Here is a 22,317-nt window from a genome sequence, read left to right as displayed (position 1 = left end):
CGATTGGCGTTGCGATGAACCCGAATGTGACGTCACAGCGCTAACCCCAACCTAGCTCGTGCAACTGATTGTCATCTATCCCGTAGAAGTGGGCGATCTCATGCACGAGTGTCACGTGGATCTGGTCCTTGAGATCGTCGAGATCCTCCGCGATCGACAGCAGAGGCTCACGGTACAGGATGATCCGGTCCGGGAGTTCCCCGAAGCCGTAAGTGCCGCGCTCGGTGAGCGCAATGCCGTCGTAGAGGCCGAGGAGGTCGAGCGAGCCGTCCTCGGGCCGGTCCTCGGTGACGAAGATCACGTTGTCGAGCCCGTCGACCATGTCATCGGGCAGCAGATCCAACTCGTCGATCACCAGACGCTCGAAATCCTCTGCGGAGATATCATCCATGTGTCTCAGGCTCCCATCGCGTCGAGGAGGCTGCCCTGCAGGTAACCGAGCCAGTAGTAGACGTCCTGCATGACCTCATCGCCGGTTCCGGCGTCATCGTCCTCCACGATGCCGAGGCGCGAGGCAATGACGAGTCGCAGGTCGTTGGTCGCACGCAACCACAGTTCCGCACCCTCCCGATTGAGACTGACTTCGCCCTCGCCGAGGCTCTCCACAAGTCCGCGCGCTGACGCGATCTTGCGCGCGACCATGGAGGCCTCGGTGAGACGTCGGTACTCGGATGCCGCCTCCGCATCGTCCCGGTAGGCGTCGGGCAGCAACCGCGCCAGTGCCGGATCGCGTGGGGGAGTCGATGAGCCTCCGATGCCGACCTCCGCGAGGCTGGCATCCTCGGGATCATCGGAGCCCACCTCTGCGAGGAGAGCGATCTCCTGTTCGATGAGCTCGCGCAGGATGTCGACCTCCTGAGCCGCGAACGACGCCGTGAAGCTGTCGCCCCGTCTCTCGAACGGGATCACGAGAACGCCTTCGACACTGTGGCCCACAGGCCGAAGTCGTGCATCGCCTCGACGTGCCGCTCCATCTCCTCCTGCGGTCCGGTGGCGACCACCGCCTTGCCCTCGTTGTGCACGAGCAGCATGAGACGCTCCGCTTCGGGCCGCGCGTAGCCGAAGTACGTCGAGAAGACGTGCGTTACGTACTGTTGGAGGTTCACGGGATCGTTCCAGACGATCGTGACCCAGGGCATGTCCATCGACACAAGATCGGCGAGTTCAACGTCGCCCTCGGTCTTGGTCACGGGTTTCTCCAGCGAAAACAGGAAAACGGCCCGTCGTAATCGTCGGACCGTTTTCGTCTGGGGTGGACGACGGGGCTCGAACCCGCGACATCCGGCTCCACAAGCCAGCGCTCTGCCAACTGAGCTACGCCCACCATGCGGCCCCGTACGGGGCAACCGAACAAGTGTATTACAGCCGAGCGGCGAACGACTCCACCACGTCGGATGAGATCTCCTGGAGTTGCTCGGTGCTCGGCCCGGGCTCGCCCACGAAGACGGCCTTGCGGTAGTACTCGAGCTCGCGGATCGACTCGAGGATGTCCGCGAGGGCTCGATGCCCGCCATCCTTCGCCGGAGCGTTGAAGTAGACGCGGGGAAACCAGTGGCGCGAGAGCTCCTTGATCGACGAGACGTCAACGCTGCGGTAGTGGAGGTGGCTGTCCACGCGCGGCATGTACTTGGCGAGGAACATGCGATCGGTGCCGATCGTGTTGCCCGCCAGAGGTGCGGTCTTCGGTGTCGGCACGTGATTGATGATGTACTCGTGCACCGCGAACTCCGCATCCGCGAGCGCCACACCGTTCGGGATCTCCTCGAGCAGGCCGCTCGACGAGTGCATGTCCCGCACGAAGTCGCTCATGTTGTCGAAGGCCGATTGGTCGGGCTTGATCACGATGCTGAATCCCGGGTCGACGGCGACGAGGTTGTAGTCGGTGATGACGACGGCGACCTCGACCAGTTCGTCGATTCCGACGTCCAGTCCGGTCATCTCGCAGTCAATCCAGACCAGCAGATCAGAATTCGAGGGCATTCCGGAAGTCTATCGGCGGCCAGTGACCGCCGTGAGGTTGGGGAGCTTCGCCGGCCGGCCATCTCCAGTGGAGATGCCGCGGAGCCTTCGCGACAGCCACGGCAGTGCGTGCCTGCTCGCCCAGCCCATGACTGAGAGCGAAGATGGCCTCGCCGGCGTGGGCAGCGGGTGCGCCAATGGCGCCGAGAGTTCGTAGTACGGCACTCCCAGTGAATGCGCTGCGCGGGATGCCAGCAGCCGATGACCCGCTGGTGCGAGGTGGATCCGGTCCTCTGCCCACATTGCTCTCGCCTGGAGCTCACGGGCACCCCAGAGGTCGAGGGTGAAGGTGCCGTGGCTTCGCGCGATGCTCCACAGGTTGGCGTTGTACACCGCTGCCCGCCCCCTCAGGGGCTTGAGGAAGAAGGCGAACCGCGGGTCGAAGCACGTGGCGAGGAGCACGTCAGCTCCCGTGGCCCGGATGGCACAGACCCCGGATTCAACCTCGGCCGCGAGCGCGTCCGGGTCGGCGTGGGCGGTCATGAGGTCGTTGCCGCCGATGAGGATCGACACGAGGTCGGCGCCCAGGTCGATGGCCCTCGGGACCTGGTCGTCGATGACGTGGCGGATGCGCTTGCCACGCACGGCGAGGTTCGCAAAGGCGAACTCCTCGCCGCGAAGCCGCGCGTTGCCGTCAAGGATCATCGCGAGGCGATCGGCCCACCCCAACCACGGCTCACCGGCGCCGACGATGGGGTCGCAGAAGCCCTCGGTGATCGAATCACCCAGGGCCACGTATCGGTTCCACTCGGGGGTCACCGCATAAGTGTCCTCAGCGGCAGGTAGACGCACCAGTCCCCGCCGCGCTTGCGCACGATCTGTATACACAGAGTTCGCTGCGGGTACACCTGTGCGTCTCCCGGGTGCATCTGGTAGACCTGAGGCATGTCTGAAACCCCTGCACTCTCCCGCGGCGACGAGTACGTCGTCTTCTACAACGGCGGCCCCTACAACGGCCAGAGCGATACCCGAATCAGCACGGACGGGTCGTGGGACGACGAGGTGACCGTGATCGCGGCGGTGGATGGCAAGGAGACTCAGCTCGTCTACATCAACCCGAGCGCACACCAGGTCGGCGAGCAGGTCCAGGTCACGTACTCGTGGGATGAGCCCGACAGCGATCCGCTCGAGGCTCTCGACGAGCGCAACGACGACTAGGGAATCGTGACCGGCGCGCGACGGTTGGCTCCGGTGTGAAACTCCTCTTCTTCTCCTCGGCCTTCTGTGACCCCTGCATTGAGACCCGCGCGGTTCTGAAGCAGGTCGAACAACTCGTGCCAGCGGCGACGATCGTGGAGTTGGATGTCGCGGCGCACAACGACGAGGCGGAGCGTGCGGGCATCCGCTCGACCCCGACCGTCGTCGTGCTCGACTCCGATGACACTGAGGTGTTCCGTGCCGCTGGTGCGCCCACCGTCAATCAGGTCCTCGTGGCGCTCGCCAAGGCTGTCTGAGAGCGCCTACGCCGACCGCTGCGGTATCGTGGCACCGCCAGCCCCCGTAGCTCAGCGGATAGAGCAGGAGCCTTCTAATCTCTTGGTCGCAGGTTCAATTCCTGCCGGGGGCACTGTGCGGCGGGAGTCCGAAGGACGCGCGACGCGCAGTGCGTTTGCGCAGGATGCGAGCGTGCTCGTGGGCCCACAGCGCGCCGGTTCCGACGCGCTGCCGTAGGCGGCGTGTCGGCCGTGCCGCTGGGGAGTCAATTCCTGCCGGGGGCACTGTGCGGCGGGAGTCCGAAGGACGCGCGACGCGCAGTGCGTTTGCGCAGGATGCGAGCGTGCTCGTGGGCCCACAGCGCGCCGGTTCCGACGCGCTGCCGTAGCGAGCGTTCTAGCTGGCCTTCACGGGCTCGAACGGCTGGGTCTCCTGCTGCGCAGCCCATTCGCGCTGCTTGGCGAGGAGCTCGTCGTCGGGGGCCGAGGTGTCGTACTTCCACGTGGCGAGGTCCTGGGCGAACATCTTGCGAGCCTTGGATGGCTTGTGGTGCCAGAACACGAGACCATCCTGGAGCTGCTTGAGATCCTGCTCGGCCTGGAAGCCGTAGTTGGCGGAGTTGCGCTTCATGGAGGCCATGTAGTGGGCTGCCCAATCGGCTGCCTCGGTGGCCCCAGCAACGGGGAGAAGCCGCACACGGATCTCGGCCTCGCTCGTCTGCTGCTCTACGTGCTGCTTCTCCTGGGCGGAGAGGCTGCTCCACGCAGCCGCCTTGCGGGCGGATGCCGCGAGGCCCGCGATCGCGGAGACCTTCGCCTGCTTGTCCTGCTGCAGCACGAAGCGCTTGAGTGCGCCACGCATGATCAGGCCAGCAAGCAGCCCCGCAGCAAGAATCGCTATGAAGGGAAGTACCGCTGTCACGAAGATGGTCTGCCCGGCATCCGAGGCGAACCAGCGAACAATGTCATTCCACCACTCCAGCATCATGCCGTCACTGTAACCCCGTCAGTCACACGAGTGACGGGGCGACACGCTAGAAGCGGAAGCAATCCAAGGCATCCTCGATTGTCCAGAAGTCGCCGATGGGGAGGAATCGGCGCTGGCGCTGCAGCATTCGCTTCGCCGTGAAACGATGCCCTGCTGCGGTCACGTGACGCTCCACGTATCCGAGTACTTCCCCTCCAGCACGCGTGATGCGCCACAGGTCGTCGCCGAGCTGAGTGGTCGCGATACCCGCGTGCGTAGGACGGGTTGCTGCGAAGTCGAGCGTTGTCATTCGTGGTCTCCCTGTCGTTCGAGGTGATGCTTCGAACATAGATTCGACCACTGACAGTCGGTGGCTAGCGCGTGCTCCCCGTACCGTGCACGGCGAAGGGCTCTATCGCGGCGAGCTCGTCCGCTGTGAGCGCCGGCCCCGAGAGTGCGGCGAGGTTGTTCTCGAGTTGCGCGACGCTCGAGGCGCCGATCAGGGCCGAGGTGACCTCGGGCACGCGCAGCACCCAGAGCAGCGCGAGCTGCGCGAGACTCTGGCCACGGGCATCCGCGATCTCATTCAGTGCCCGGGCGCGCGACAGGTAGGTCTCGTCGATGGTGTTCTCGTTCATCCATCGGCCCTCCGCCACGCGCGAGTCGGCAGGAATGCCGTTCAGGTAGCGGTTGGTCAGCAGACCCTGGGCGAGGGGCGAGAAGACGATGCTCCCGATACCCAGTTCGTCGAGCACGGGGAACAGGCCGTCCTCGATGTGGCGATCGAACATGTTGTACCGGGGCTGGTGGATGAGGAGGGGAACCTTGTGCTCGGCGAGGGCCGCTGCTGCTGCCCTCGTCTGCTCGGGTGAGTAGTTCGAGACGCCGACGTACAGCGCCTTGCCGGAGTGCACAGCGCTCGCGAGGGCGCCCATGGTCTCCTCGATCGGCGTCTCCGGGTCCGGGCGGTGGGAGTAGAAGATATCGAAATACTCCAGGCCTGTTCGCGCGAGGCTCTGGTCAAGGGAGGAGAGCAGGTACTTGCGAGACCCCCACTCGCCGTAGGGCCCCTCCCACATGTCGTAGCCGGCCTTCGAGGAGACGATGAGCTCGTCGCGGTAGGGACGGAGATCCTCACGCAGGATGGTGCCGAAGTTCTTCTCCGCCGAACCGTTCGGCGGGCCGTAGTTGTTCGCGATGTCGATGTGGGTGACGCCCAGGTCGAAGGCGCGACGGATGATGGCGCGCTGCGTCTCCAGGGCGCGATCCGATCCGAAGTTGTTCCAGAGTCCGAGGGACACCCGGGGGAGTTTGAGCCCGCTCCGGCCAACACGGGCGTAGTCGAGCTTCTGGTAACGGTCTGGGGCTGCGTTGTACGGCATGGCACCAGCCTATGGGCATGCGCCGACGTCGGAACGGGCGCAGCCGTTGGGCTCTTCTCCCCAAGACGCGGGTCACCGCAGACCAACTCCCCAGACCGGCCGAGAGCTCGCTGTCTCGCCCGGGCACACGAGCACACTTGCTGCATCGGATGCCGGGGCGGCTATCCCGGCACGAGCGTCGCCCCGTGCATCCGTCCACCTCTACCCCGGAGCAGCCATGACAGACACGATCACCCTCACAGGCCTCGTGGCCACCGATCCCAAGCACATCGTGACGAGCGAGGGACTGGCCATTACGAACTTCCGCCTGGCCTCGACCCAACGCCGATACGACAAGAACGAGGGCAAGTGGGTGGACGCTGAGACCAACTGGTACACCGTCACCTGCTTCCGGCAGCTGGCCATCAACGCCAGCGCATCGCTCAGCAAGGGGGAGCGCGTTCTGGTGACGGGGCGACTCAAGCTCCGCTCGTGGGATACCGGCGAGCGGTCGGGGATGAGTGTGGATGTCGAGGCTGACGCACTCGGCCACGACCTGCTCTGGGGTTCCACGACCTTCGCCCGGTCGATGAGCGCGAGTAAGGCGCAGACCGCACCAGAACCCCAGCAGAGCCAGCCGGTGTCCCCGCCGGAGCACGATTCATTCGAGCCGTCCTCTCCCGGCCAGCCCGCACCGGAACCAGCGTTCTAGCGGTTCTCTCAGTTCCTCCGCCTTACAATGTGCGAGCGGATGTGCCGCGATCAAACAGGGGAGTCGGGATGCCAGTAACTGCAGTGCGCTTCGCCTCGGCAGGCGTGGCGTTAGTGGCAGTGCTGGCGCTGGCCGGCTGTGTCGGGGGCACTCCGGAGCCGATGCCCGTTCCCACGGGAAGTGGGTCAGCGTCTCCGACTCCGACACCGACGCCCACCAAGATCCCCGAGTTCAAGCCCCAGGGGACTGCCGCCGCGAACAAGCAGTTCTTCGACTACGTGAACAACGAGTACTGGGGCATCTACAAGATGGGTCCGGGTGCGGACATCGTCACGAACCTGGCGAACCACGGCTTCAACAAGGCGGACATGGAGGTCACCTTCGACACCACCGCCATCAACATCCCCGCGGATTCGATAGTCGTGTCGGTGCGGATGCAGGGTGAATGCCTGGTCGGGCAGCTGAGTCCCACCGCCTACACGAGCCTCGTCGCACCGCTGCTCGGCACGGGTAAGTGCCTCATCGGCACAACCCGGCCGATCGATTGGTGACCGAAGCCCTCCGTACAATGGAGTAATGGCCGAATACATTTACTCCATGGTCCGCGCCCGCAAGGCGGTCGGTGACAAGCTCATCCTCGATGACGTCACCATGTCGTTCTTCCCCGGGGCCAAGATCGGGGTGGTCGGCCCGAACGGTGCCGGTAAGTCCACGATCCTCAAGATCATGGCGGGACTCGACACCCCCTCGAACGGTGAGGCAAGGCTGTCCCCCGGGTACACCGTCGGCATCCTCATGCAGGAGCCCGAACTGGACGAGACGAAGACCGTGCTCGAGAACGTCCAGGAGGGCGTCGCCGAGATCAAGGCCAAGGTGGACCGCCACGCCGCCATCGGCATGGAGATGGCCGAGCCCGATGCGGACTTCGATGCGCTCCTCGCCGAGATGGGAACCCTTCAGGAGGAGATCGACGCGGCCGACGCGTGGGACCTCGACTCCCAGCTGGAGCAGGCGATGGATGCTCTCCGCACCCCACCCTCGGACTACAAGGTCGCCAACCTCTCCGGTGGTGAGAAGCGCCGTGTCGCACTGACCAAGCTCCTCCTCCAGAAGCCGGATCTCCTGCTCCTCGACGAGCCCACCAACCACCTCGACGCCGAGAGCGTTCTCTGGCTCGAGCAGCACCTCGCCAAGTACCCCGGCGCAGTGCTCGCCGTCACTCACGACCGGTACTTCCTCGACCATGTCGCCGAGTGGATCGCCGAGGTCGATCGCGGTCACCTCTACCCCTACGAGGGCAACTACTCGACCTACCTCGAGAAGAAGGCAGCCCGTCTTGAGGTCCAGGGCAAGAAGGACGCGAAGCTGGCCAAGCGTCTCGCGGGCGAACTCGAGTGGGTGCGCTCCAACGCCAAGGGGCGGCAGACCAAGTCCAAGGCTCGCCTTGCGCGCTACGAGGAGATGGCTGCGGAGGCCGAGAAGACGAGGGTTCTCGACTTCGAGGAGATCGTCATCCCCGTAGGCCCGCGACTCGGATCGCAGGTCATCGAGGCCAAGAACCTCCAGAAGGGCTTCGAGGGGCGCATCCTGATCGACGGCCTGAGCTTCACGCTTCCCCGCAACGGAATCGTCGGCGTCATCGGCCCGAACGGTGTCGGTAAGACCACGCTCTTCAAGACGATCGTCGGGCTCGAGCCACTCGATGGTGGAGATCTCAAGATCGGCGAGACGGTCGACATCTCCTACGTCGACCAGAGCCGCGGCGGAATCGACCCGAACAAGACCCTGTGGGAGGTCGTGTCCGAGGGGCTCGATTACATCCAGGTGGGCAAGACCGAGATCCCGTCGCGTGCGTATGTGAGCCAGTTCGGGTTCAAGGGTCCCGACCAGCAGAAGAAGGCTGGCGTTCTCTCCGGTGGTGAGCGCAACCGGCTGAACCTCGCGCTCACGCTGAAGCAGGGCGGAAACCTCCTCCTGCTCGACGAGCCCACCAACGACCTCGACGTGGAAACCCTTGGCAGCCTCGAGAACGCGCTGCTCGAGTTCCCCGGTTGCGCTGTGGTCATCACTCACGACCGGTGGTTCCTCGACCGGATCGCCACGCACATCCTCGCCTACGAGGGCACCCCGGAGAACCCGTCCAACTGGCACTGGTTCGAGGGCAACTTCGAGGCGTACGAGGAGAACAAGATCGAGCGTCTGGGCGCGGATGCTGCGAAGCCGAGCCGCATGACATACCGCAAGCTGACGCGCGATTAGCTCGCTTTGTGCGAGGCCCATTTCTGGGCCTCGCGCGGCTAATCGCCGGGCGCGTCTCGCGCCCGGTTACGCGTAACCTGTCACTATGCGCCTCCACATCCCGGTCCCGCTGCGCTGGAGCGACTTCGACGCGTACGCGCACGTCAACAACGCCGAGATGCTGCGAATCCTGGAGGAAGCGCGCATCCAGGCGTTCTGGCTGCCCGACGGTGACGTCGTGGGTGAGGCAACTGCCATCCTCGATGCGCGGCCGGGTGCCGAGACGATCAGCCTCATCGCACGGCAGGAGATCGAGTATCTGGCGCCGATCCCGTACATGCGGGCACCCATTGACATCGAGCTGTGGATCGGACGCATCGGCGGCGCTAGCCTCGAGGTCTGCTACGAGCTCTACTCGCCGATCGGCGTCGAGCCTCGCGTGCTGTTCACCCGCGCATCCACGACCATCGTCATGGTGAGAGCCGACACGGGCAGGCCGCAGCGCATCGGCGACGAGCAGCGTGAAGCCTGGGCACCCTACGTCGAGGAGCCGGTGACCTTCACCAAGCGCGGCTAGTCGTTGAGGGGCACGCGAACCATGCCCTCCTGAGCGACGCTCGCGAGGAGCAGCCCGTCTCGGCTGAAGATGCGCCCGAGCGAGAAGCCCCGCCCTCCCGTTGCCGACGGCGACTCCTGCACGTAGAGGTTCCATTCGTCGACGCGCCCGAAGCGGTGCCACCACATCGCGTGGTCGAGGCTCGCCATCTTGAGACCGGGGGTTGACCACGGCAGGCCGTGGCGCCGCAGGATCGGTTCCAGGATCGAGTAGTCGCTCGCGTAAGCGAGGGCTGCGCGATGCAGGTTGGGGTCGTCAGGGAGTGCCCCGATCGCCTTGAACCAGACTGCCTGGTGCGCGACCCGCTCGCCCTCGACGGAGAAGTAGATGGGGGATGGCACGTGGCGCATCTCGAACGGACGCTGGGTGGCCCAGAACTGGGCAATGGGATGGTCGACGCCCGCGAGCGACTGCTCTGCGGACGGAAGCGTTTCCGGGTCGGGGACTCCGGCAGGCATCTCCGCTTGGTGTTCAAGTCCTGGATCCGAGTCCTGGAACGAGGCGATCATCGAGAGGATGGGCACGCCGTCCTGGTACGCCTGCGTCCGCCTCGTGGAGAACGACCTGCCGTCGTGGATGCGGTCGACGGCGAAGGTGATCGGCAGCTCCACCTTGCCCGGCCGGAGGAAGTACCCGTGCATCGAATGGACGGTTCGATCCTCCGGCGTGGTGCGCTGCGCCGCAACGAGGGACTGCGCGAGCACTTGGCCTCCGAAGACCCTGCCCTGTGGCATCCACTGGCTGGGGCCGGTGAAGATGTCCTCGCTCGTTCGAGCGCCGGTGTCCTGCAGATCGAGGGCGGCCAGGAAGCCTGCCAGTGGGTCGTGCATGCCCTGTAGTTTAGAAGACTGATGTCTCGCACTTTCACTCTCGTCGACTCCCTTGCCCTCGGCGACCTTCACGTGTTCCTCGGTCGTGCCCTCCGCGTCGAAGACGGCTCGGTGCGCCTCATCGGCGGTTCCGGGGTGCTCGCCGTGTACGTCTCGGTGTTGCATCCCGTCGGCCTTCTCGATGAGAGCCCGACGGTGCTGGGGCTGCGCACGTTCGCGCTAGCCGACCAGGAACCGTTCGACGTCGTCGTCCCCGTGCGTTCACTGCTCATGCGGGTCGAGGCACTTCTCGAATCCGCGGCCGCCGAGGACCCGACCCAGGGCATTTCGGTGCGCCTGCCCATGGAGGTCAACACGGTGACCTGGGCGGCCATCTCGCCGCCACGGGGTGGATGGCACTCGCTCGGTCCGATCGACTGGCAGATCGTGGATGCCGCAGCCAGAGCCGGAATCGACGAGGTGGCCGCCGCGATCCCCACCGGAACGGGCGAGCAGATCGTTCATCGTGTGCGGACTGAGATCTGGGGTCGCCCGATCGATGGCTTCGACTTCGTCCCGGCAGGCGCCGCGTTCGCAGCGCTCAGCCTCGGATTCCTCCACGAGGGCGATGCCGTGACCATGCACGAATCCGGACCGTGGACACGCCTCACGACCAAGCGCGGTCACGTGCTGGTCAAGCGTCGCAGTTGGACGCTCGCGCGCTAGCGAATCAGTAACCGTAGGTCGTCATGGTCGCCATCATCTGGGCCACGAGGGTCACGGACCAGACGACCCCGATGATGATCGACAGGACGATGAGGCCGATCGTGACCCACAGGACGGCCGATCCGTGTCCTGTGCGGCGCTTGACGATCACAGCGCGACCGATCGCGTAGACGGGGCCGATTACGAGGTTCAGAAACACGAAAGCCCAGTGGAAGGGCTGCGGAACTCCTGCTCGCTGCAGCTCCCGCCAGTCCTTGTAGGCGAAGAAGATCACGAGCACGGTGCTGATGAGGCCGCCCACCACGAGTCCGATATAGGCGGGAGAGGTGAAGAGGCCCAACTCGGCCCGCAGCATCGCGCCCTGGTCTTCCAGGTTCTGGGCAGAGAACATTCCTGAGAAGTCGATCCCGAAGAGGAAGGGCAAGGTCACATACGGCAGCAGCACGACGAGCCAGATCCAGACGTTGTATGCCTTCGTGCCCTCGGGAGCGGCGAGCGCTCCGCCGGCCGCGGTCGGAGTGTAGGCCTCCTGGAAGTGCTCGGTCCACTGCGCACCATCCCACCAGCGCTGGCGGCCACTGCCTGCGGGGTCTGGGTACCAGCCGGCCGGAACACTCGGCGTCGTGGGGTTGGTCATGATCGTCCTCCGTCGCGTCGATTGACCGGGCGCCGAGTCTCGACCGACCCCCGTGTATCCAGACTATGTCTCACGCGAGGCTCGCGGCAGACCTTCCCGCGGTGCGTCCGCTGAACAAGCAGCCCCCGAGGAAGGTGCCCTCAAGGGAACGGTAGCCGTGCATCCCACCTCCACCGAAGCCGCTCGCCTCACCCGCGGCGTACAAGCCGGGAACAGCTACTCCGGAGGGGTCGAGCGCGCGTCCCGAGAGGTCCGTCTCGATTCCGCCGAGACTCTTGCGCGTGAGGATGTGGAGCTTCACCCCGATGAGAGGACCGGCTTTGGGGTCGAGGATGCGGTGCGGCGACGCCACCCTGATGAGTTTGTCGCCGCGGTAGCGCCGTGCCTGTCGAATCGCGTTGATCTGTGAGTCCTTGCTGAAGTCGTTGGCCAACTCCCGGTCCCGCGCTTCGATCTGTTCCCGCACGAGGGCCGCATCGATGGGCACGTCCGGGGCGAGTTCCTGCATCCCGCGCAGCAACTGCTCGAGAGTGTCGGCGACGACGAAGTCGACGCCCTTCTCCTTGAACGCCTCAACGGGCCCCGTTGCACCCTTGCCGAGACGCTGCTTGAGCAGCTCGCGGATGCTCTTGCCGGTGAGGTCCGGATTCTGCTCGCTGCCCGACAGCGCGAATTCCTTCTCGATGATCGCCTGGGTGAGGACGAACCAGCTGTAGTCATACCCCGTCGAGACGATGTGCTCGAGTGTTCCGAGCGTGTCGAAGCCGGGAAACAGGGGCACGGGGAGACGGTGGCCCGTGGCATCCAGCCAAATACTCGAGGGGCCGGGAAGGATCCGGATCCCGTGCTGAGGCCAGACGGGCGCGTAGTTCGTGATGCCCTCGACGTAGTGCCACATGCGATCGCCATTGATCAGGTGAGCGCCGGCCTGTTCGGTGATGCTGAGCATCCGCCCGTCGACGTGGGCGGGCACGCCGCTCAGCAGGTGCTTCGGGGGTTCGCCCATGCGCTTGGGCCATTGCTGGCGCACGAGATCGTGGTTGCCGCCGATGCCGCCACTCGTCACGATCGTCGCCTGCCCGCGGGCCTCGAAGTCCCCGACGACGTCGCGATTGCTCGGGCCGCCACGCTCAGCGTCGTCGTCTGCGAGCACCGCGCCGCGCGCGCCCACGACCGCACCACCCTCGAGGATCAGTTCATCGACCCGATGCCGGAACCTCAGGCTCACGAGGCCCTTCTCGACGCCCTCGCGGACCGCGGCGATGAACGGGGCGAGGATGCCAGGACCAGTGCCCCACGTGATGTGGAAGCGCGGCACGGAGTTGCCGTGCTCGGTCGCCGTATAGCCGCCACGCTCGGCCCAGCCCACCACGGGAAAGAAGCCGACCCCACGCTCGCGCAGCCAGGCGCGCTTCTCCTCGGCGGCGAACTGGAGGTAGGCCTCGGCCCACTGCCGAGGCCAGTTGTCCTCGGCGCGGTCGAATCCAGCGCTGCCGAACCAGTCCTGACGCGCGAGTTCGAAGCTGTCGCGGATGCCCATCCGCCGTTGCTCGGGCGAGTCCACCAGGAACAAGCCGCCGAAGGACCACCAGGCCTGGCCGCCGAAGCTCGCCTCGGGCTCCTGTTCGAGGATCGTGACGGTTTTGCCAGCAGCAACCAGTTCTGCGGCGGCGACGAGCCCTGCCAGGCCGGCTCCGACGACAATCGCGTGGCTCGACATCGGTGAAGAAGACATGAAGCGGACTCCCTTGTCACGGTTCGGATGCTCTAGCTTAGGCACGTGGATACCCCAAGAACAGCGCCCCGTTGGAGGCGCATCACCGGCTCAACGATGATCGTCATCGGCATCGTTCTGGCACCCATCGCGCTCGTGTCCGGGTGGGCAGTGAGTGAGTTGTCTGACACCGATGCGTTCGTCGATACGTTCGCGCCGCTTGCATCCAACGACGAGGTCCAGGCATTCCTCGCCGCGCAGGTGACCTCCGCGATCGAGGAGCAGGTGGACTTCGCGTCGCTCTCGCAGTCCGTCGTCAGCGCCGTCGTTCCCAACGAGGGCGCTGTCGGTTCGGCGGCCACGACCGCCCTGAGTGGGGTCGTCGAGCAATCCCTCCGCCAGCTTGTCGCTGGGGGAGTCACGCGGGTCATCGAATCGGATGCCTTCTCCGAGATCTTCGCGACATCGCTCCGGCTCAGCCACGGAGTAGTCATCTCTGCGCTCGAAGGCGGACCGGACTCCGTGGTCAGCCTCGGTGATGACGGCCAGCTGGGTATCGAGATAGGGCCGATCGTCGAGGCCGTAAAGGACTCGCTCGCTGACGGCGGACTGTCGTTCGCCGCAGACATCCCCGAAGTCGATCGCACTGTGGTGATCATGGAATCGGACACGCTCGTGACCGTCCAGGTGGCCTACCGGATCGCCACAACGGTCGCCTTCTGGCTGCCGTGGCTGGCGCTCGCGCTTGTCGTCGGCGGCCTGTTCGTAGCCGGAGCGAGCATCCGTTCACTGCTCATCTCTGCGGGAGGCATTGCCCTGACGATGGCAGTGCTTCTGGTGGGCCTGGCGATCGGACGGTCCATCGTTTTGCGCGAGTTCGACGTTGCAGGGGTGCCGGATGAGGTGGGCGCGATCCTCTTCGATCAGGTCGTCGGGGGCATCTACGCTGCGACGCTCACGGTTCTCGTGCTGGTGCTGATCATCGCGGCATCCGCATGGCTCTTCGGTCCGTTTGATGTGGTCGGTCGCGTCAAGCGACTTCGAAAGCCCGCCGAGGTCGAGAGCTAGACGCTGAGGATCTCGTCGGCGTTGTCGGCGATCCAGTCCATGAGGGGCAGCAACCGCTCGGCGAGAGCCCGACCACGGTCGGTGAGGCCGTAGTCGACCCGCGGAGGGATCGTGGCCTGGGCCTCCCGATGCACGAAACCGTCCGCCTCGAGCGTGCGCAGGGTCTGCGCGAGCATCTTCTCGCTCACGCCCTCGACCGTGCGCCGCAACTCACCCCAGCGCAGGTCACCCTGCGAAAGGGCGATGATCACGAGAACGCCCCACTTGCTGGTGACGTGGTCGAGCACAGTACGCGAGGGGCACTGTGCGGGAAGGATGCCAGAGGTGAATCCGTGACGATTGAGTTCGCTTACCTGCATTCACCTAACTTACCAAAAAGTGGGTACCTGCGATCGGGAAGTAAAGTCAAAGGGGTGAGGTTGTGCTCCGTAACCTCCAGGAAAGGACTCCCATGTCAATCGTCGTCACCGGTGCCACAGGGCACCTCGGTCGTCTCATCGTCGAAGCGCTGCTGCGCAACGGCACCCCGGCATCCGACATCGTCGCCGCCGGTCGTTCCGTCGAGAAGCTCGACGATCTCGCAGCCCAGGGTGTGCGTGTCGCGCAGATCGAATACACGGATGCCGCCACTCTCGCTGCGGCCTTCGAGGATGCCGACACTGTCATGCTCGTCTCCGGCTCAGAGGTCGGCCAGCGGTTTGCCCAGCACTCGAGCGTCATCGACGCGGCCAAGGCCGCAGGTGTCTCGCGCATCGTCTACACGAGCGCTCCAGCCGCGACGACGTCGGCGCTGATCCTCGCACCCGAGCACAAGGCGACAGAGGAGTACCTCCAGGCCTCGGGCGTGCCTTTCACGGTGCTTCGCAACGGTTGGTACAACGAGAACTACATCCAGACGGCCCAGCAGGCGGTGGCGAGCGGAACGCTCGCCTCGAGCGTCGGCGACGGTCGCGTCGCAAGTGCTGCGCGTGCTGACTACGCGGATGCCGCCGCCGTCGTGCTCGTCGGCGAGGGCCACGATGGCCGCACCTACGAGCTCTCCGGCGACTACGCATGGACGCACGGCGAACTCGCCGAGGCGATCAGCGAGGTCACTGGTACTCCGGTGACCTACGCGGCATTGTCGCCCGAGGACTACACTGCGGCGCTCGAGTCCGCGGGTCTGGATGAGGGAACCATCGGCTTCATCGTGGGCCTGGATGCGAACATCCGTGACGGCCTCCTCGCCGTCACGACCGGCGAGTTGGCATCGCTCATCGGACGGCCTACGACGCCGATCCGCGAGACTCTCGCCGCGACGCTCTAGCGCCCCCAACCCCCGCGAAAAGCCACGTACTGAGCGATTTCAGGCCGAGGGCCCCGACAGGTGGCTTTTCGCGGGGGTTCCGCCTCCGGGCGCAGGGTGGGCCGGTCTCCACGCGCTACTTTTGGCGCATGAGACACGACGACGCGGTGGCGCTGGGGAAGGCTCTACGGGCTGAGGTGCCCAGATCGCGGCATGCAGAACATGTCGTGACCGATCGCGACCCCCTAGCGATTCTGCAAGCCCAGAATGCAACGCGGCTGCCCGAACTGATCGACCTTCGGATGCAGCGTATGACCTCCAACCCTTTCGCGTTCTACCGCGGAACGGCGGCGATCATGGCCGCCGATCTCGCCGATGACCCCCATACCGGGATCTCGATCGTGAGCTGCGGTGACGCCCACATCACGAACTTCGGCTTGTACGCCTCACCCCAGCGCACCCTCCTGTTCGACCTCAACGACTTCGATGAGGCCAACGAGGCGCCGTGGGAGTGGGACGTGAAGCGCCTCGTGACGAGTGTCGTGGTCGCTGCTCGGGATGCGGGGTACGGGGAGGCCGTGGAACGCGCGACTGCCCTCACAGCGGCACGTGCCTACCGCGAGAGCATGCAGCAGATGATGACGCTGCCAGTGATCGAACGCTTCTATCGCAGCGCCGCTATCAAGAGCCTTCGCAAACGCACGTCGGGCGAAGCGCGCGAGATGATCGATCGCGCCGTGGCCCAGGCAAGGAAACGCACATCCGACCATGCAATCTCCCGTATGACCGAACTCGATGCCGACGGAGTCCGCCGCTTCGTCGATGCGCCGCCCCTGCTCACGAGACTGACAGACGATGAGCAGGCCCAACTGCTCCACCTGTTTGACGACTACCGTTCGACGGTCTCGCCGGATATCGCACTGCTCCTCTCCCAGTACGACATCACCGACATCGCGCTGCGTGTTGTCGGAGTGGGCAGTGTCGGCACGCGGTGCTACGTGCTCGTGCTCACGGGGCCGGCCGGTGATGCGCTCATCCTGCAGGTGAAGGAGGCCGAGACATCCGCTCTGGAGAGTTGGGGTGGCCATCCGGATGCAGCGCACTCGCACCACGGAGCGCGCGTCGTCGACAACCAGCGCATCCTGCAGGCGATCTCCGACCCGTTCCTGGGCTACATCACGGGGCCCACGGGGCGGCACTTCTACGTTCGGCAGTTCCGTGACATGAAGGGGGCGGTGGAACTCGCGGGCCTGGCACCCACGCCGTTCGAGGCCTACGTCAGCGAGTGCGGTTCGGTCCTCGGGCGCGCTCACGCACAGAGTCCGCAGGCGCCCGCGATGGCCGGGTATCTCGGTTCATCGAGCGTTTTCGATCACGCGGTCGTCGAGTGGTCGCTGGCGTATGCCGACCAATCGGCGAGGGACTTTCGTCAGGTCACCGAGCAGCTCTAGTCGTCGAACGTGTTCACCATGGCGTGGGCAGCGCGGTCGAGGTAACCCCACAGCGTCGCGTCCTGCAGCGGTGGCAGCTCAAGGGTGTCGACCGCGGCACGCATGTGGAGGAGCCAGCGGTCCCTGGCATCCGGGTTCACCTTGAACGGCAGGTGGCGCATGCGCAGCCGCGGATGCCCGCGCTCCTCGCTGTACGTCGTGGGACCACCCCAGTACTGCTCGAGGAATCCGGTGAGGCGCTGGATGGCACCCTCGAGATCCTCTTCTGGATACATCGGAAGCAGCACCTCATCGGTGCGGATGCCGTCGTAGAAGGCCCGTACGAGCTTCTCGAACGTCGGTCGGCCGCCGACCTGCTCCCAGAAGTTGCCCTGCACGGCATCGCCGCCGGCACTCATGCGGAGGGTCACGGGGTTGGGCTCGTGCGCGGTCATCCGTCGCCCTTCGTTGGTGTTGCGTTCTTCTTGGCGACATCGTCGAGGGATGCCGGGGGCTTCTGCCGATTCGCTTTCGAGCTGCGCAACCCCGCCGCCCCGTCGAACCCGGTGAGCACGATCGAATTGAGTGCCGGAAGCCGGACACCCATCTCGTCGAGCGCCTTCTTGAGTCGCCACCGGAGCTCTCTGGCCACGTCGTCCTTCGCCGTCGATCGGGTTTTCACGACGAGGCGCACCACCACGGCCTCGGCGGAGATCGATTCGATGCCCCACAGGGCGGGCTTCTCGATGATGCGGTGCTTCCACTTCGGGTCAGCGGCGAGTTCGTTCGCGACCTCCAGGATGCGCGCCTGGATCGCGTCGACATCCGCGTCGTAGGGCACCGCGAGGTCGATGATCGCCCGCGCCCACCCGTACGACATGTTGCCGAGGCGCAGGATCTCGCCATTGCGCACGAACCACAGCGTGCCGTTGACGTCACGGATCTGGGTGATGCGAATGCCGACATCCTCCACGACACCCGTCGCGAGGCCGGTGTCGACCACGTCGCCGATGCCGAGCTGGTCCTCGGACACGATGAAGATGCCGTTGAGCACGTCACGCACGATGTTCTGCGCTCCAAAACCCAGGCCAGCACCGACGGCAGCGGTGATCAGGGCAAAGGCGCCAGTCGCACCCGGGGCAGCCACGGCGAAGATCATGAGGATGGAGACGGCGACGATGATGGCGGTCGCGCCGTTCGAGAACACGCTGCCCAGGGACCGCGTGCGTTGGACGAGGCGCACCGCGGCAAGGGGCGACGCCTCGAGTTCACGCGTGTCGTCCACGTTGTGCCTCTTCTTCACCCCGGATACGACGCGGTTGACGACGCGACGGATGACAAAGATCAGGACGAACCGAAGCAGCACCGCACCCACGATGATGATCGCGATGAGGATGAGCCGCTTGAGCGGGTCAGGCAGCGCCTCGAAGAATGCGAAGGGGTCCAGGGCTGCTACACCTCCGCGGCGTCGCGCGCCTGGGCACGCAGCGCACGTTCCACGCCCGCGAGGTTCTCGATCACCATGCGGCGCAGGGCCGGCGAGTCGGGATGCGTGTCGAGCCAGGCGTTCGTGGCATCCACGAGGTCCTGCGACGCGAGCGGCGCGGGGTAGAGGCCCTCGACGAAGTGCTCGGCGATCTTGTAGCTGCGCGTGGCCCAGATCTCGTCGAGCGACGCGAAGTACGGCTCGACGAGCGGGGCCAGCGACGCCGGGTCATTTGTGTGCTGGAAGCCCATGGTCACCGCACGCACGATCGCGTTGCTCAGGGTGTCGCTGTCCGCGAGCGAGGCGAACGCGGTCGCCTTCGCCTCGGCGGTCGGGACTGCGGCACGTGCCCGCGCGGCGGCCTGCTGGCCGTTCGATGTGTTGTCGGCCAGCAGCGCGCTCTCGATCTCGGCATCGGAGATCGCGTTGTTGAGTGCGAGTCCCTCGAGCAACTCCCACCGGAGGTCGGTATCGATCTCGAGCCCGTCGAGCGTGATCGAGCCGTCGAGCAGCCCGCGGAGCGACGCCACGTGCTCGGACGTCGAAGCGATGTTGGCGAAGAACTTCACGAACTGGAACTGCGCGTCGGATGCCGCATCCGCCCGCTGCGCGAGAGTCCAGAGCCCATCGCCCACCGTGGCGATCGTCGCACCCCGTGCAGCAGGGTCGACGTAGTACCGGGCCACGGACAGGAGCTGCGTGAGGGTCGTGCGGATGGTGGTCGACTCGGTCTCGGCGGCGATGTTGTTCAGCACGAGCTGCACGTAGTCGCTCGGGCGGGTCTCGGCGTCACGCGTGGCATCCCAGGCGGCGCCCCAGACGATCGCACGAGCCAGCGGGTCGTCGATGTCCTCGAGGTGCTCCATCGCAACCGACTGCGACTCCGCGTCGAGTCGGATCTTGGCGTACGCCAGGTCCTCATCGTTGACGAGCACGAGGTCAGGGCGGGCGAGGCCGACGAGTTCCGGAACCTCGGTCCGCTCACCGTCGATGTCGATCTCCACGCGGTGGTCGCGACGGAGCTTGCCGTCACGGAGGTTGTAGAAACCGATCGCGAGGCGGTGCGGGCGGATCGTGGGGTAGTCGGGCTCGGCGGACTGGAGCACCGCGAACGACGCGATGGCGCCGTCATCCGTGGTCTGGATCGCGGGACGGAGCGTGTTGACGCCCGCGGTCTCGAGCCAGAGCTTGCTCCAGCTCGTGAGCTCGCGACCGGAGGTCTTCTCGAGTTCGACGAGCAGGTCGGTCAGCTCGGTGTTGGCGAACTCGTGCTTGCGGAAGTACGCGCCAACACCCGCCATGAAGGCGTCAATACCCACCCACGCGACGAGCTGCTTGAGCACCGAACCGCCCTTGGCGTAGGTGATGCCGTCGAAGTTGACCTGGACGTCCTCGAGGTCGTTGATGGTCGCGACGACCGGGTGGGTGGATGGCAGCTGGTCCTGCTTGTAGGCCCAGCTCTTCTCCATCGCCTGGAAGGTGGTCCACGCCTCATGCCACTCGGTGGCCTCGGCGGTCGCGAGCGTCGAGGCCCACTCCGCGAACGACTCGTTGAGCCAGAGGTCGTTCCACCACTTCATGGTCACGAGGTCGCCGAACCACATGTGGGCGAGCTCGTGCAGGATCGTGACGACGCGACGCTCCTTGATGGCATCCGTCACCTTCGAGCGGAACACGTACGTCTCCGTGAAGGTGATCGCGCCCGCGTTCTCCATGGCGCCGGCGTTGAACTCCGGCACGAACAGCTGGTCGTACTTGGCGAACGGGTAGGGGTAGGCGAACTTCTCCTCGTAGAACGCGAAGCCCTCGCGGGTCTTCTCGAAGATGTAGTCGGCGTCGAGGTACTGGGCGAGCGACTTGCGGGCGAAGATCCCGAGCGGGATGACACGGCCATCGCTCGACGTGAGTTCCGAGTGCACAGACTCATACGGACCAGCCACGAGCGCGGTGACGTAGCTGGACAGAACGGGTGTGGGTGCGAAGGTCCAGGTCGCAGCGCCCCCTTCGAGAGCCTCGGGGAGCACAGCAGGGGAGGGAACCGGCGTGGGGGAGTTGCTGACTACGGCCCAGTCGGCTGGCGCCGTCACCGTGAACTGGAAGGTCGCCTTCAGGTCGGGCTGCTCGAAGACGGCGAAGACGCGGCGGGAGTCCGGCACCTCGAACTGCGTGTACAGGTACACCTCGTCGTCGACCGGGTCCACGAAGCGGTGGAGGCCCTCGCCAGTGCGGGAGTACTCGACCTCTGCGACGACCTCGAGCACGTTGGTGTCCGAGAGGTTGTCGAGCTGGATGCGCGTGCCGTCGCTCACGGCCGTGGCATCCAGTGCGGTGCCGTTGAGCGTGACGGAGTGAACGGTGCGGGTGATCGCGTCGATGAACGTGGATGCGCCCTGCGTGGCGGTGAACCGCACCGTGGTCGTACTACCGAAGGTCTCGGGACCGGTCGTCAGGTCGAGCGCGACCTCGTAGGACTGCACATCGATCAGGGCCTTACGCTCCTGGGCCTCGACACGGGTGAGATTCTCTCCTGGCACAGCACACTCCCTGCTCGTTCGTGGGAGTCCAGCCTAACTGTCGACGAGCAACCGATCCGGGGTGATACCGACGCGCTGAGTCATGCGCTCACCGGCCTGGATGGCGGCGACCAGCAGGTCCTTGAGCTGCGACTCAGGGTCGGCAACGCAGGCCAGCGCGATGCCCACCGTCGACGTGTGCACGATCGCCTCGGCGGCGTGGGTCCACGATCCGCGGGCGGAGTACACCTCGTTCAGGTAGCGCTGCGCCCAGCGCTGGATGTCCGGAACCTGGGCCAGAGATTCCTCGGCGATGCGCTCCAGACGGTCGTCCTCCGCTCGCCGTACGAGCGAGATGAGGCCGGCCGCGAGTGCCCGCTGACGCTCCATGCTCGCGATCGGGAGTGCCGCCGATGCGGCGAGCACGGCGACCTCCGCCGAGTAGAGCTCGCTCGCCGGGTTGAGGCCGACCACCCGGGGCACCAGGGGCAGTAGCTCGCCTCGGTGGGCATCCGTGGTCAGGTCATTAACATCGCGCGCGAGCGAGGCCAATAGCGGGTGGGTGCAGGCGGGCCTGTCGCTCCAACGCTCACCGGCGAGGAAGGAGGCGTACTCCATGAAGCACGCTCCGCGGGACGCGTTCCGGTGGCGCCCAGCAGAGAGGATCGGCATGAGTTGCGGGGTCGACTGCGTTATGGTCATGGCGCCTCCTGCTCGAGGGAGAATCCGGTACGACCAGTGTGCTCCCGCTACCCCCTCCTGCGCCAGACCCACGTCGAACGTGAACCCTAAACTGATGGTCATGCTCATCCACATCGCAACCGACCATGCCGGCCTCGAGCTCAGCGCAGACCTCCAGGCACACCTCCGTGCCGCGGGCCATGACGTCGTCGACCACGGACCCCAGACCTACGAACCGCTCGACGACTACCCGTCGTTCTGCATCAACGCGGCGCTCGCCGTGGCGCGGGACCAGGCTGCCGGCATCGAGTGCCTCGGTATCGTCTTCGGCGGTTCGGGCAACGGCGAGCAGATTGCCGCGAACAAGGTGAAGGGCATCCGTGCCGCCCTCGTCTGGAACGAGTCGACGGCCCTGCTCGCGCGACAGCACAATGACGCCAATGTCATCTCGATCGGTGCACGCCAGCACACCGTCGAGGAGGCCAAGAACTTCATCGATCTCTTCATCGCGGAGCCGTTCTCGGGTGAGGAGCGTCACGCTCGTCGTATCGCGCAGCTGGCCGAGTACGAGCAGACAGGGCAGATCGCGGGCCACCCGATCGGCGCCTAGCCCCGAGAGGAC

General features: G+C 65.7%; 27 protein-coding genes and 2 tRNA genes. 12 read left to right on the top strand and 17 right to left on the bottom strand.

Features of this window, described 5'->3' with window-relative positions; translation table 11 throughout:
- Positions 1-40: 40 nt before the first annotated feature.
- From HDC94_RS11425 to HDC94_RS11400, 6 genes are all read right to left on the bottom strand, one after another.
- The gene (locus tag HDC94_RS11425) at positions 41-391 is read right to left on the bottom strand and encodes a metallopeptidase family protein (protein WP_179497650.1); all 351 of its coding nucleotides are present in this window, start codon (positions 389-391) and stop codon (positions 41-43) included.
- 5 nt (positions 392-396) lie between these two features.
- Complete coding sequence (locus HDC94_RS11420) at positions 397-909, bottom strand: DUF2017 domain-containing protein (protein WP_179497648.1); 513 nt, start codon at positions 907-909, stop codon at positions 397-399.
- Positions 906-1,190, bottom strand: coding sequence for an ATP-dependent Clp protease adapter ClpS (gene clpS / locus HDC94_RS11415; protein ID WP_179497646.1), 285 nt, complete (start codon positions 1,188-1,190; stop codon positions 906-908). The genes HDC94_RS11420 and clpS overlap by 4 nt, the downstream gene beginning before the upstream one ends.
- A 58-nt stretch (positions 1,191-1,248) precedes the next feature.
- Positions 1,249-1,324, bottom strand: a tRNA-His gene (locus HDC94_RS11410).
- 35 nt (positions 1,325-1,359) lie between these two features.
- Positions 1,360-1,980: an oligoribonuclease gene (gene orn / locus HDC94_RS11405; protein WP_179497644.1), complete on the bottom strand. Its 621-nt coding sequence runs from the start codon at positions 1,978-1,980 to the stop codon at positions 1,360-1,362.
- A 9-nt stretch (positions 1,981-1,989) separates the two neighbouring features.
- Positions 1,990-2,778 (bottom strand): SGNH/GDSL hydrolase family protein, encoded by a 789-nt coding sequence (locus tag HDC94_RS11400; protein ID WP_179497642.1) that lies wholly within the window; start codon positions 2,776-2,778, stop codon positions 1,990-1,992.
- Between the two features lie 126 nt (positions 2,779-2,904).
- Between HDC94_RS11400 and HDC94_RS11395 the strand changes: the two genes are divergently transcribed.
- From HDC94_RS11395 to HDC94_RS11385, 3 genes are all read left to right on the top strand, one after another.
- Entirely contained in the window at positions 2,905-3,177 is a 273-nt protein-coding gene (locus HDC94_RS11395) for an oligoribonuclease (RefSeq protein WP_179497640.1), read from the top strand.
- A gap of 35 nt (positions 3,178-3,212) precedes the next feature.
- Positions 3,213-3,473, top strand: a complete 261-nt coding sequence (locus tag HDC94_RS11390; protein WP_179497638.1) for a co-chaperone YbbN — start codon at positions 3,213-3,215, stop codon at positions 3,471-3,473.
- A 40-nt stretch (positions 3,474-3,513) separates the two neighbouring features.
- A tRNA-Arg gene (locus HDC94_RS11385) sits at positions 3,514-3,586 on the top strand.
- A gap of 263 nt (positions 3,587-3,849) precedes the next feature.
- On the opposite strand, the gene HDC94_RS11380 is transcribed toward HDC94_RS11385, so the two are convergent.
- The 3 genes from HDC94_RS11380 to HDC94_RS11370 all read right to left on the bottom strand — a co-directional run bounded on the left by HDC94_RS11380 (position 3,850) and on the right by HDC94_RS11370 (position 5,801).
- The gene (locus tag HDC94_RS11380; RefSeq protein WP_179497637.1) at positions 3,850-4,440 is read right to left on the bottom strand and encodes a hypothetical protein; all 591 of its coding nucleotides are present in this window, start codon (positions 4,438-4,440) and stop codon (positions 3,850-3,852) included.
- A gap of 46 nt (positions 4,441-4,486) precedes the next feature.
- On the bottom strand, positions 4,487-4,729 hold the full coding sequence (locus HDC94_RS11375; protein ID WP_179497635.1) for a hypothetical protein: 243 nt from the start codon (positions 4,727-4,729) through the stop codon (positions 4,487-4,489).
- A gap of 64 nt (positions 4,730-4,793) precedes the next feature.
- A complete protein-coding gene (locus HDC94_RS11370) occupies positions 4,794-5,801 on the bottom strand; it encodes an aldo/keto reductase (protein ID WP_179497633.1) in 1,008 nt (335 codons plus the stop codon).
- A gap of 217 nt (positions 5,802-6,018) precedes the next feature.
- Between HDC94_RS11370 and ssb the strand changes: the two genes are divergently transcribed.
- The 4 genes from ssb to HDC94_RS11350 all read left to right on the top strand — a co-directional run bounded on the left by ssb (position 6,019) and on the right by HDC94_RS11350 (position 9,307).
- Positions 6,019-6,492 carry a single-stranded DNA-binding protein gene (gene ssb, locus HDC94_RS11365; protein ID WP_179497631.1) on the top strand — a complete coding sequence of 158 codons (474 nt, stop codon included), beginning with the start codon at positions 6,019-6,021 and terminating at the stop codon, positions 6,490-6,492.
- Between the two features lie 68 nt (positions 6,493-6,560).
- Positions 6,561-7,043: a hypothetical protein gene (locus tag HDC94_RS11360; RefSeq protein ID WP_179497629.1), complete on the top strand. Its 483-nt coding sequence runs from the start codon at positions 6,561-6,563 to the stop codon at positions 7,041-7,043.
- Between the two features lie 25 nt (positions 7,044-7,068).
- On the top strand, positions 7,069-8,751 hold the full coding sequence (gene ettA / locus HDC94_RS11355; protein WP_179497627.1) for an energy-dependent translational throttle protein EttA: 1,683 nt from the start codon (positions 7,069-7,071) through the stop codon (positions 8,749-8,751).
- Between the two features lie 85 nt (positions 8,752-8,836).
- Positions 8,837-9,307 carry a thioesterase family protein gene (locus HDC94_RS11350; RefSeq protein ID WP_179497625.1) on the top strand — a complete coding sequence of 157 codons (471 nt, stop codon included), beginning with the start codon at positions 8,837-8,839 and terminating at the stop codon, positions 9,305-9,307.
- Here the strand turns inward: HDC94_RS11350 and HDC94_RS11345 are convergent.
- Positions 9,304-10,176, bottom strand: coding sequence for an acyl-CoA thioesterase II (locus HDC94_RS11345; RefSeq protein ID WP_179497624.1), 873 nt, complete (start codon positions 10,174-10,176; stop codon positions 9,304-9,306). The genes HDC94_RS11350 and HDC94_RS11345 overlap by 4 nt on opposite strands.
- Positions 10,177-10,197: 21 nt before the next feature.
- Between HDC94_RS11345 and HDC94_RS11340 the strand changes: the two genes are divergently transcribed.
- The gene (locus tag HDC94_RS11340) at positions 10,198-10,881 is read left to right on the top strand and encodes a hypothetical protein (RefSeq protein WP_179497623.1); all 684 of its coding nucleotides are present in this window, start codon (positions 10,198-10,200) and stop codon (positions 10,879-10,881) included.
- Between the two features lie 4 nt (positions 10,882-10,885).
- Here the strand turns inward: HDC94_RS11340 and HDC94_RS11335 are convergent, their stop codons facing one another.
- Together HDC94_RS11335 and HDC94_RS11330 are read right to left on the bottom strand one after the other, a co-directional pair.
- Positions 10,886-11,518: a DUF2510 domain-containing protein gene (locus HDC94_RS11335; protein ID WP_179497622.1), complete on the bottom strand. Its 633-nt coding sequence runs from the start codon at positions 11,516-11,518 to the stop codon at positions 10,886-10,888.
- Positions 11,519-11,588: 70 nt separating this feature from the next.
- Complete coding sequence (locus HDC94_RS11330) at positions 11,589-13,253, bottom strand: FAD-binding dehydrogenase (protein ID WP_218870561.1); 1,665 nt, start codon at positions 13,251-13,253, stop codon at positions 11,589-11,591.
- A 45-nt stretch (positions 13,254-13,298) separates the two neighbouring features.
- Here HDC94_RS11330 and HDC94_RS11325 point away from each other — a divergent pair, with 45 nt between their 5' ends.
- On the top strand, positions 13,299-14,300 hold the full coding sequence (locus tag HDC94_RS11325) for a hypothetical protein (RefSeq protein WP_179497621.1): 1,002 nt from the start codon (positions 13,299-13,301) through the stop codon (positions 14,298-14,300).
- On the opposite strand, the gene HDC94_RS11320 is transcribed toward HDC94_RS11325, so the two are convergent.
- Positions 14,297-14,659 (bottom strand): helix-turn-helix domain-containing protein, encoded by a 363-nt coding sequence (locus tag HDC94_RS11320; RefSeq protein WP_179497620.1) that lies wholly within the window; start codon positions 14,657-14,659, stop codon positions 14,297-14,299. The two genes, HDC94_RS11325 and HDC94_RS11320, sit on opposite strands and share 4 nt — an antisense overlap.
- Before the next feature lie 92 nt (positions 14,660-14,751).
- Between HDC94_RS11320 and HDC94_RS11315 the strand changes: the two genes are divergently transcribed.
- On the top strand, positions 14,752-15,606 hold the full coding sequence (locus tag HDC94_RS11315) for an SDR family oxidoreductase (protein WP_179497619.1): 855 nt from the start codon (positions 14,752-14,754) through the stop codon (positions 15,604-15,606).
- A gap of 146 nt (positions 15,607-15,752) precedes the next feature.
- The gene (locus HDC94_RS11310; RefSeq protein ID WP_374757283.1) at positions 15,753-17,036 is read left to right on the top strand and encodes a DUF2252 domain-containing protein; all 1,284 of its coding nucleotides are present in this window, start codon (positions 15,753-15,755) and stop codon (positions 17,034-17,036) included.
- Here the strand turns inward: HDC94_RS11310 and HDC94_RS11305 are convergent.
- From HDC94_RS11305 to HDC94_RS11290, 4 genes are all read right to left on the bottom strand, one after another.
- Complete coding sequence (locus HDC94_RS11305; RefSeq protein WP_218870929.1) at positions 17,033-17,434, bottom strand: globin; 402 nt, start codon at positions 17,432-17,434, stop codon at positions 17,033-17,035. The two genes, HDC94_RS11310 and HDC94_RS11305, sit on opposite strands and share 4 nt — an antisense overlap.
- Before the next feature lie 32 nt (positions 17,435-17,466).
- A complete protein-coding gene (locus HDC94_RS11300; protein WP_374757271.1) occupies positions 17,467-18,381 on the bottom strand; it encodes a mechanosensitive ion channel family protein in 915 nt (304 codons plus the stop codon).
- 86 nt (positions 18,382-18,467) lie between these two features.
- Positions 18,468-21,035 (bottom strand): aminopeptidase N, encoded by a 2,568-nt coding sequence (gene pepN / locus HDC94_RS11295; RefSeq protein WP_179497615.1) that lies wholly within the window; start codon positions 21,033-21,035, stop codon positions 18,468-18,470.
- A 33-nt stretch (positions 21,036-21,068) separates the two neighbouring features.
- On the bottom strand, positions 21,069-21,716 hold the full coding sequence (locus HDC94_RS11290; protein WP_179497613.1) for a hypothetical protein: 648 nt from the start codon (positions 21,714-21,716) through the stop codon (positions 21,069-21,071).
- A 100-nt stretch (positions 21,717-21,816) separates the two neighbouring features.
- Here HDC94_RS11290 and HDC94_RS11285 point away from each other — a divergent pair, with 100 nt between their 5' ends.
- Positions 21,817-22,305 (top strand): ribose-5-phosphate isomerase, encoded by a 489-nt coding sequence (locus tag HDC94_RS11285; protein WP_179497611.1) that lies wholly within the window; start codon positions 21,817-21,819, stop codon positions 22,303-22,305.
- Positions 22,306-22,317 lie beyond the last annotated feature (12 nt).

Source organism: Leifsonia sp. AK011 (genome assembly GCF_013410945.1).
Taxonomy (GTDB): domain Bacteria; phylum Actinomycetota; class Actinomycetes; order Actinomycetales; family Microbacteriaceae; genus Rhodoglobus.
The sequence above is the reverse complement of the archived record's forward strand: the minus strand, read 5'-3'. Positions and strand labels throughout refer to the sequence as shown.

Excerpts from the sequence above, each read along its gene's own strand:
- HDC94_RS11425 (WP_179497650.1), bottom strand. The coding sequence starts at position 391 with ATGGATGATATCTCCGCAGAGGATTTCGAGCGTCTGGTGATCGACGAG.
- orn (WP_179497644.1), bottom strand. The coding sequence starts at position 1,980 with ATGCCCTCGAATTCTGATCTGCTGGTCTGGATTGACTGCGAGATGACC.
- HDC94_RS11395 (WP_179497640.1), top strand. The coding sequence starts at position 2,905 with ATGTCTGAAACCCCTGCACTCTCCCGCGGCGACGAGTACGTCGTCTTC.
- HDC94_RS11380 (WP_179497637.1), bottom strand. The coding sequence starts at position 4,440 with ATGATGCTGGAGTGGTGGAATGACATTGTTCGCTGGTTCGCCTCGGAT.
- HDC94_RS11375 (WP_179497635.1), bottom strand. The coding sequence starts at position 4,729 with ATGACAACGCTCGACTTCGCAGCAACCCGTCCTACGCACGCGGGTATC.
- HDC94_RS11370 (WP_179497633.1), bottom strand. The coding sequence starts at position 5,801 with ATGCCGTACAACGCAGCCCCAGACCGTTACCAGAAGCTCGACTACGCC.
- ssb (WP_179497631.1), top strand. The coding sequence starts at position 6,019 with ATGACAGACACGATCACCCTCACAGGCCTCGTGGCCACCGATCCCAAG.
- HDC94_RS11360 (WP_179497629.1), top strand. The coding sequence starts at position 6,561 with ATGCCAGTAACTGCAGTGCGCTTCGCCTCGGCAGGCGTGGCGTTAGTG.
- ettA (WP_179497627.1), top strand. The coding sequence starts at position 7,069 with ATGGCCGAATACATTTACTCCATGGTCCGCGCCCGCAAGGCGGTCGGT.
- HDC94_RS11350 (WP_179497625.1), top strand. The coding sequence starts at position 8,837 with ATGCGCCTCCACATCCCGGTCCCGCTGCGCTGGAGCGACTTCGACGCG.
- HDC94_RS11345 (WP_179497624.1), bottom strand. The coding sequence starts at position 10,176 with ATGCACGACCCACTGGCAGGCTTCCTGGCCGCCCTCGATCTGCAGGAC.
- HDC94_RS11340 (WP_179497623.1), top strand. The coding sequence starts at position 10,198 with ATGTCTCGCACTTTCACTCTCGTCGACTCCCTTGCCCTCGGCGACCTT.
- HDC94_RS11335 (WP_179497622.1), bottom strand. The coding sequence starts at position 11,518 with ATGACCAACCCCACGACGCCGAGTGTTCCGGCCGGCTGGTACCCAGAC.
- HDC94_RS11330 (WP_218870561.1), bottom strand. The coding sequence starts at position 13,253 with ATGTCTTCTTCACCGATGTCGAGCCACGCGATTGTCGTCGGAGCCGGC.
- HDC94_RS11320 (WP_179497620.1), bottom strand. The coding sequence starts at position 14,659 with ATGCAGGTAAGCGAACTCAATCGTCACGGATTCACCTCTGGCATCCTT.
- HDC94_RS11315 (WP_179497619.1), top strand. The coding sequence starts at position 14,752 with ATGTCAATCGTCGTCACCGGTGCCACAGGGCACCTCGGTCGTCTCATC.
- HDC94_RS11305 (WP_218870929.1), bottom strand. The coding sequence starts at position 17,434 with ATGAGTGCCGGCGGCGATGCCGTGCAGGGCAACTTCTGGGAGCAGGTC.
- HDC94_RS11290 (WP_179497613.1), bottom strand. The coding sequence starts at position 21,716 with ATGACCATAACGCAGTCGACCCCGCAACTCATGCCGATCCTCTCTGCT.
- HDC94_RS11285 (WP_179497611.1), top strand. The coding sequence starts at position 21,817 with ATGCTCATCCACATCGCAACCGACCATGCCGGCCTCGAGCTCAGCGCA.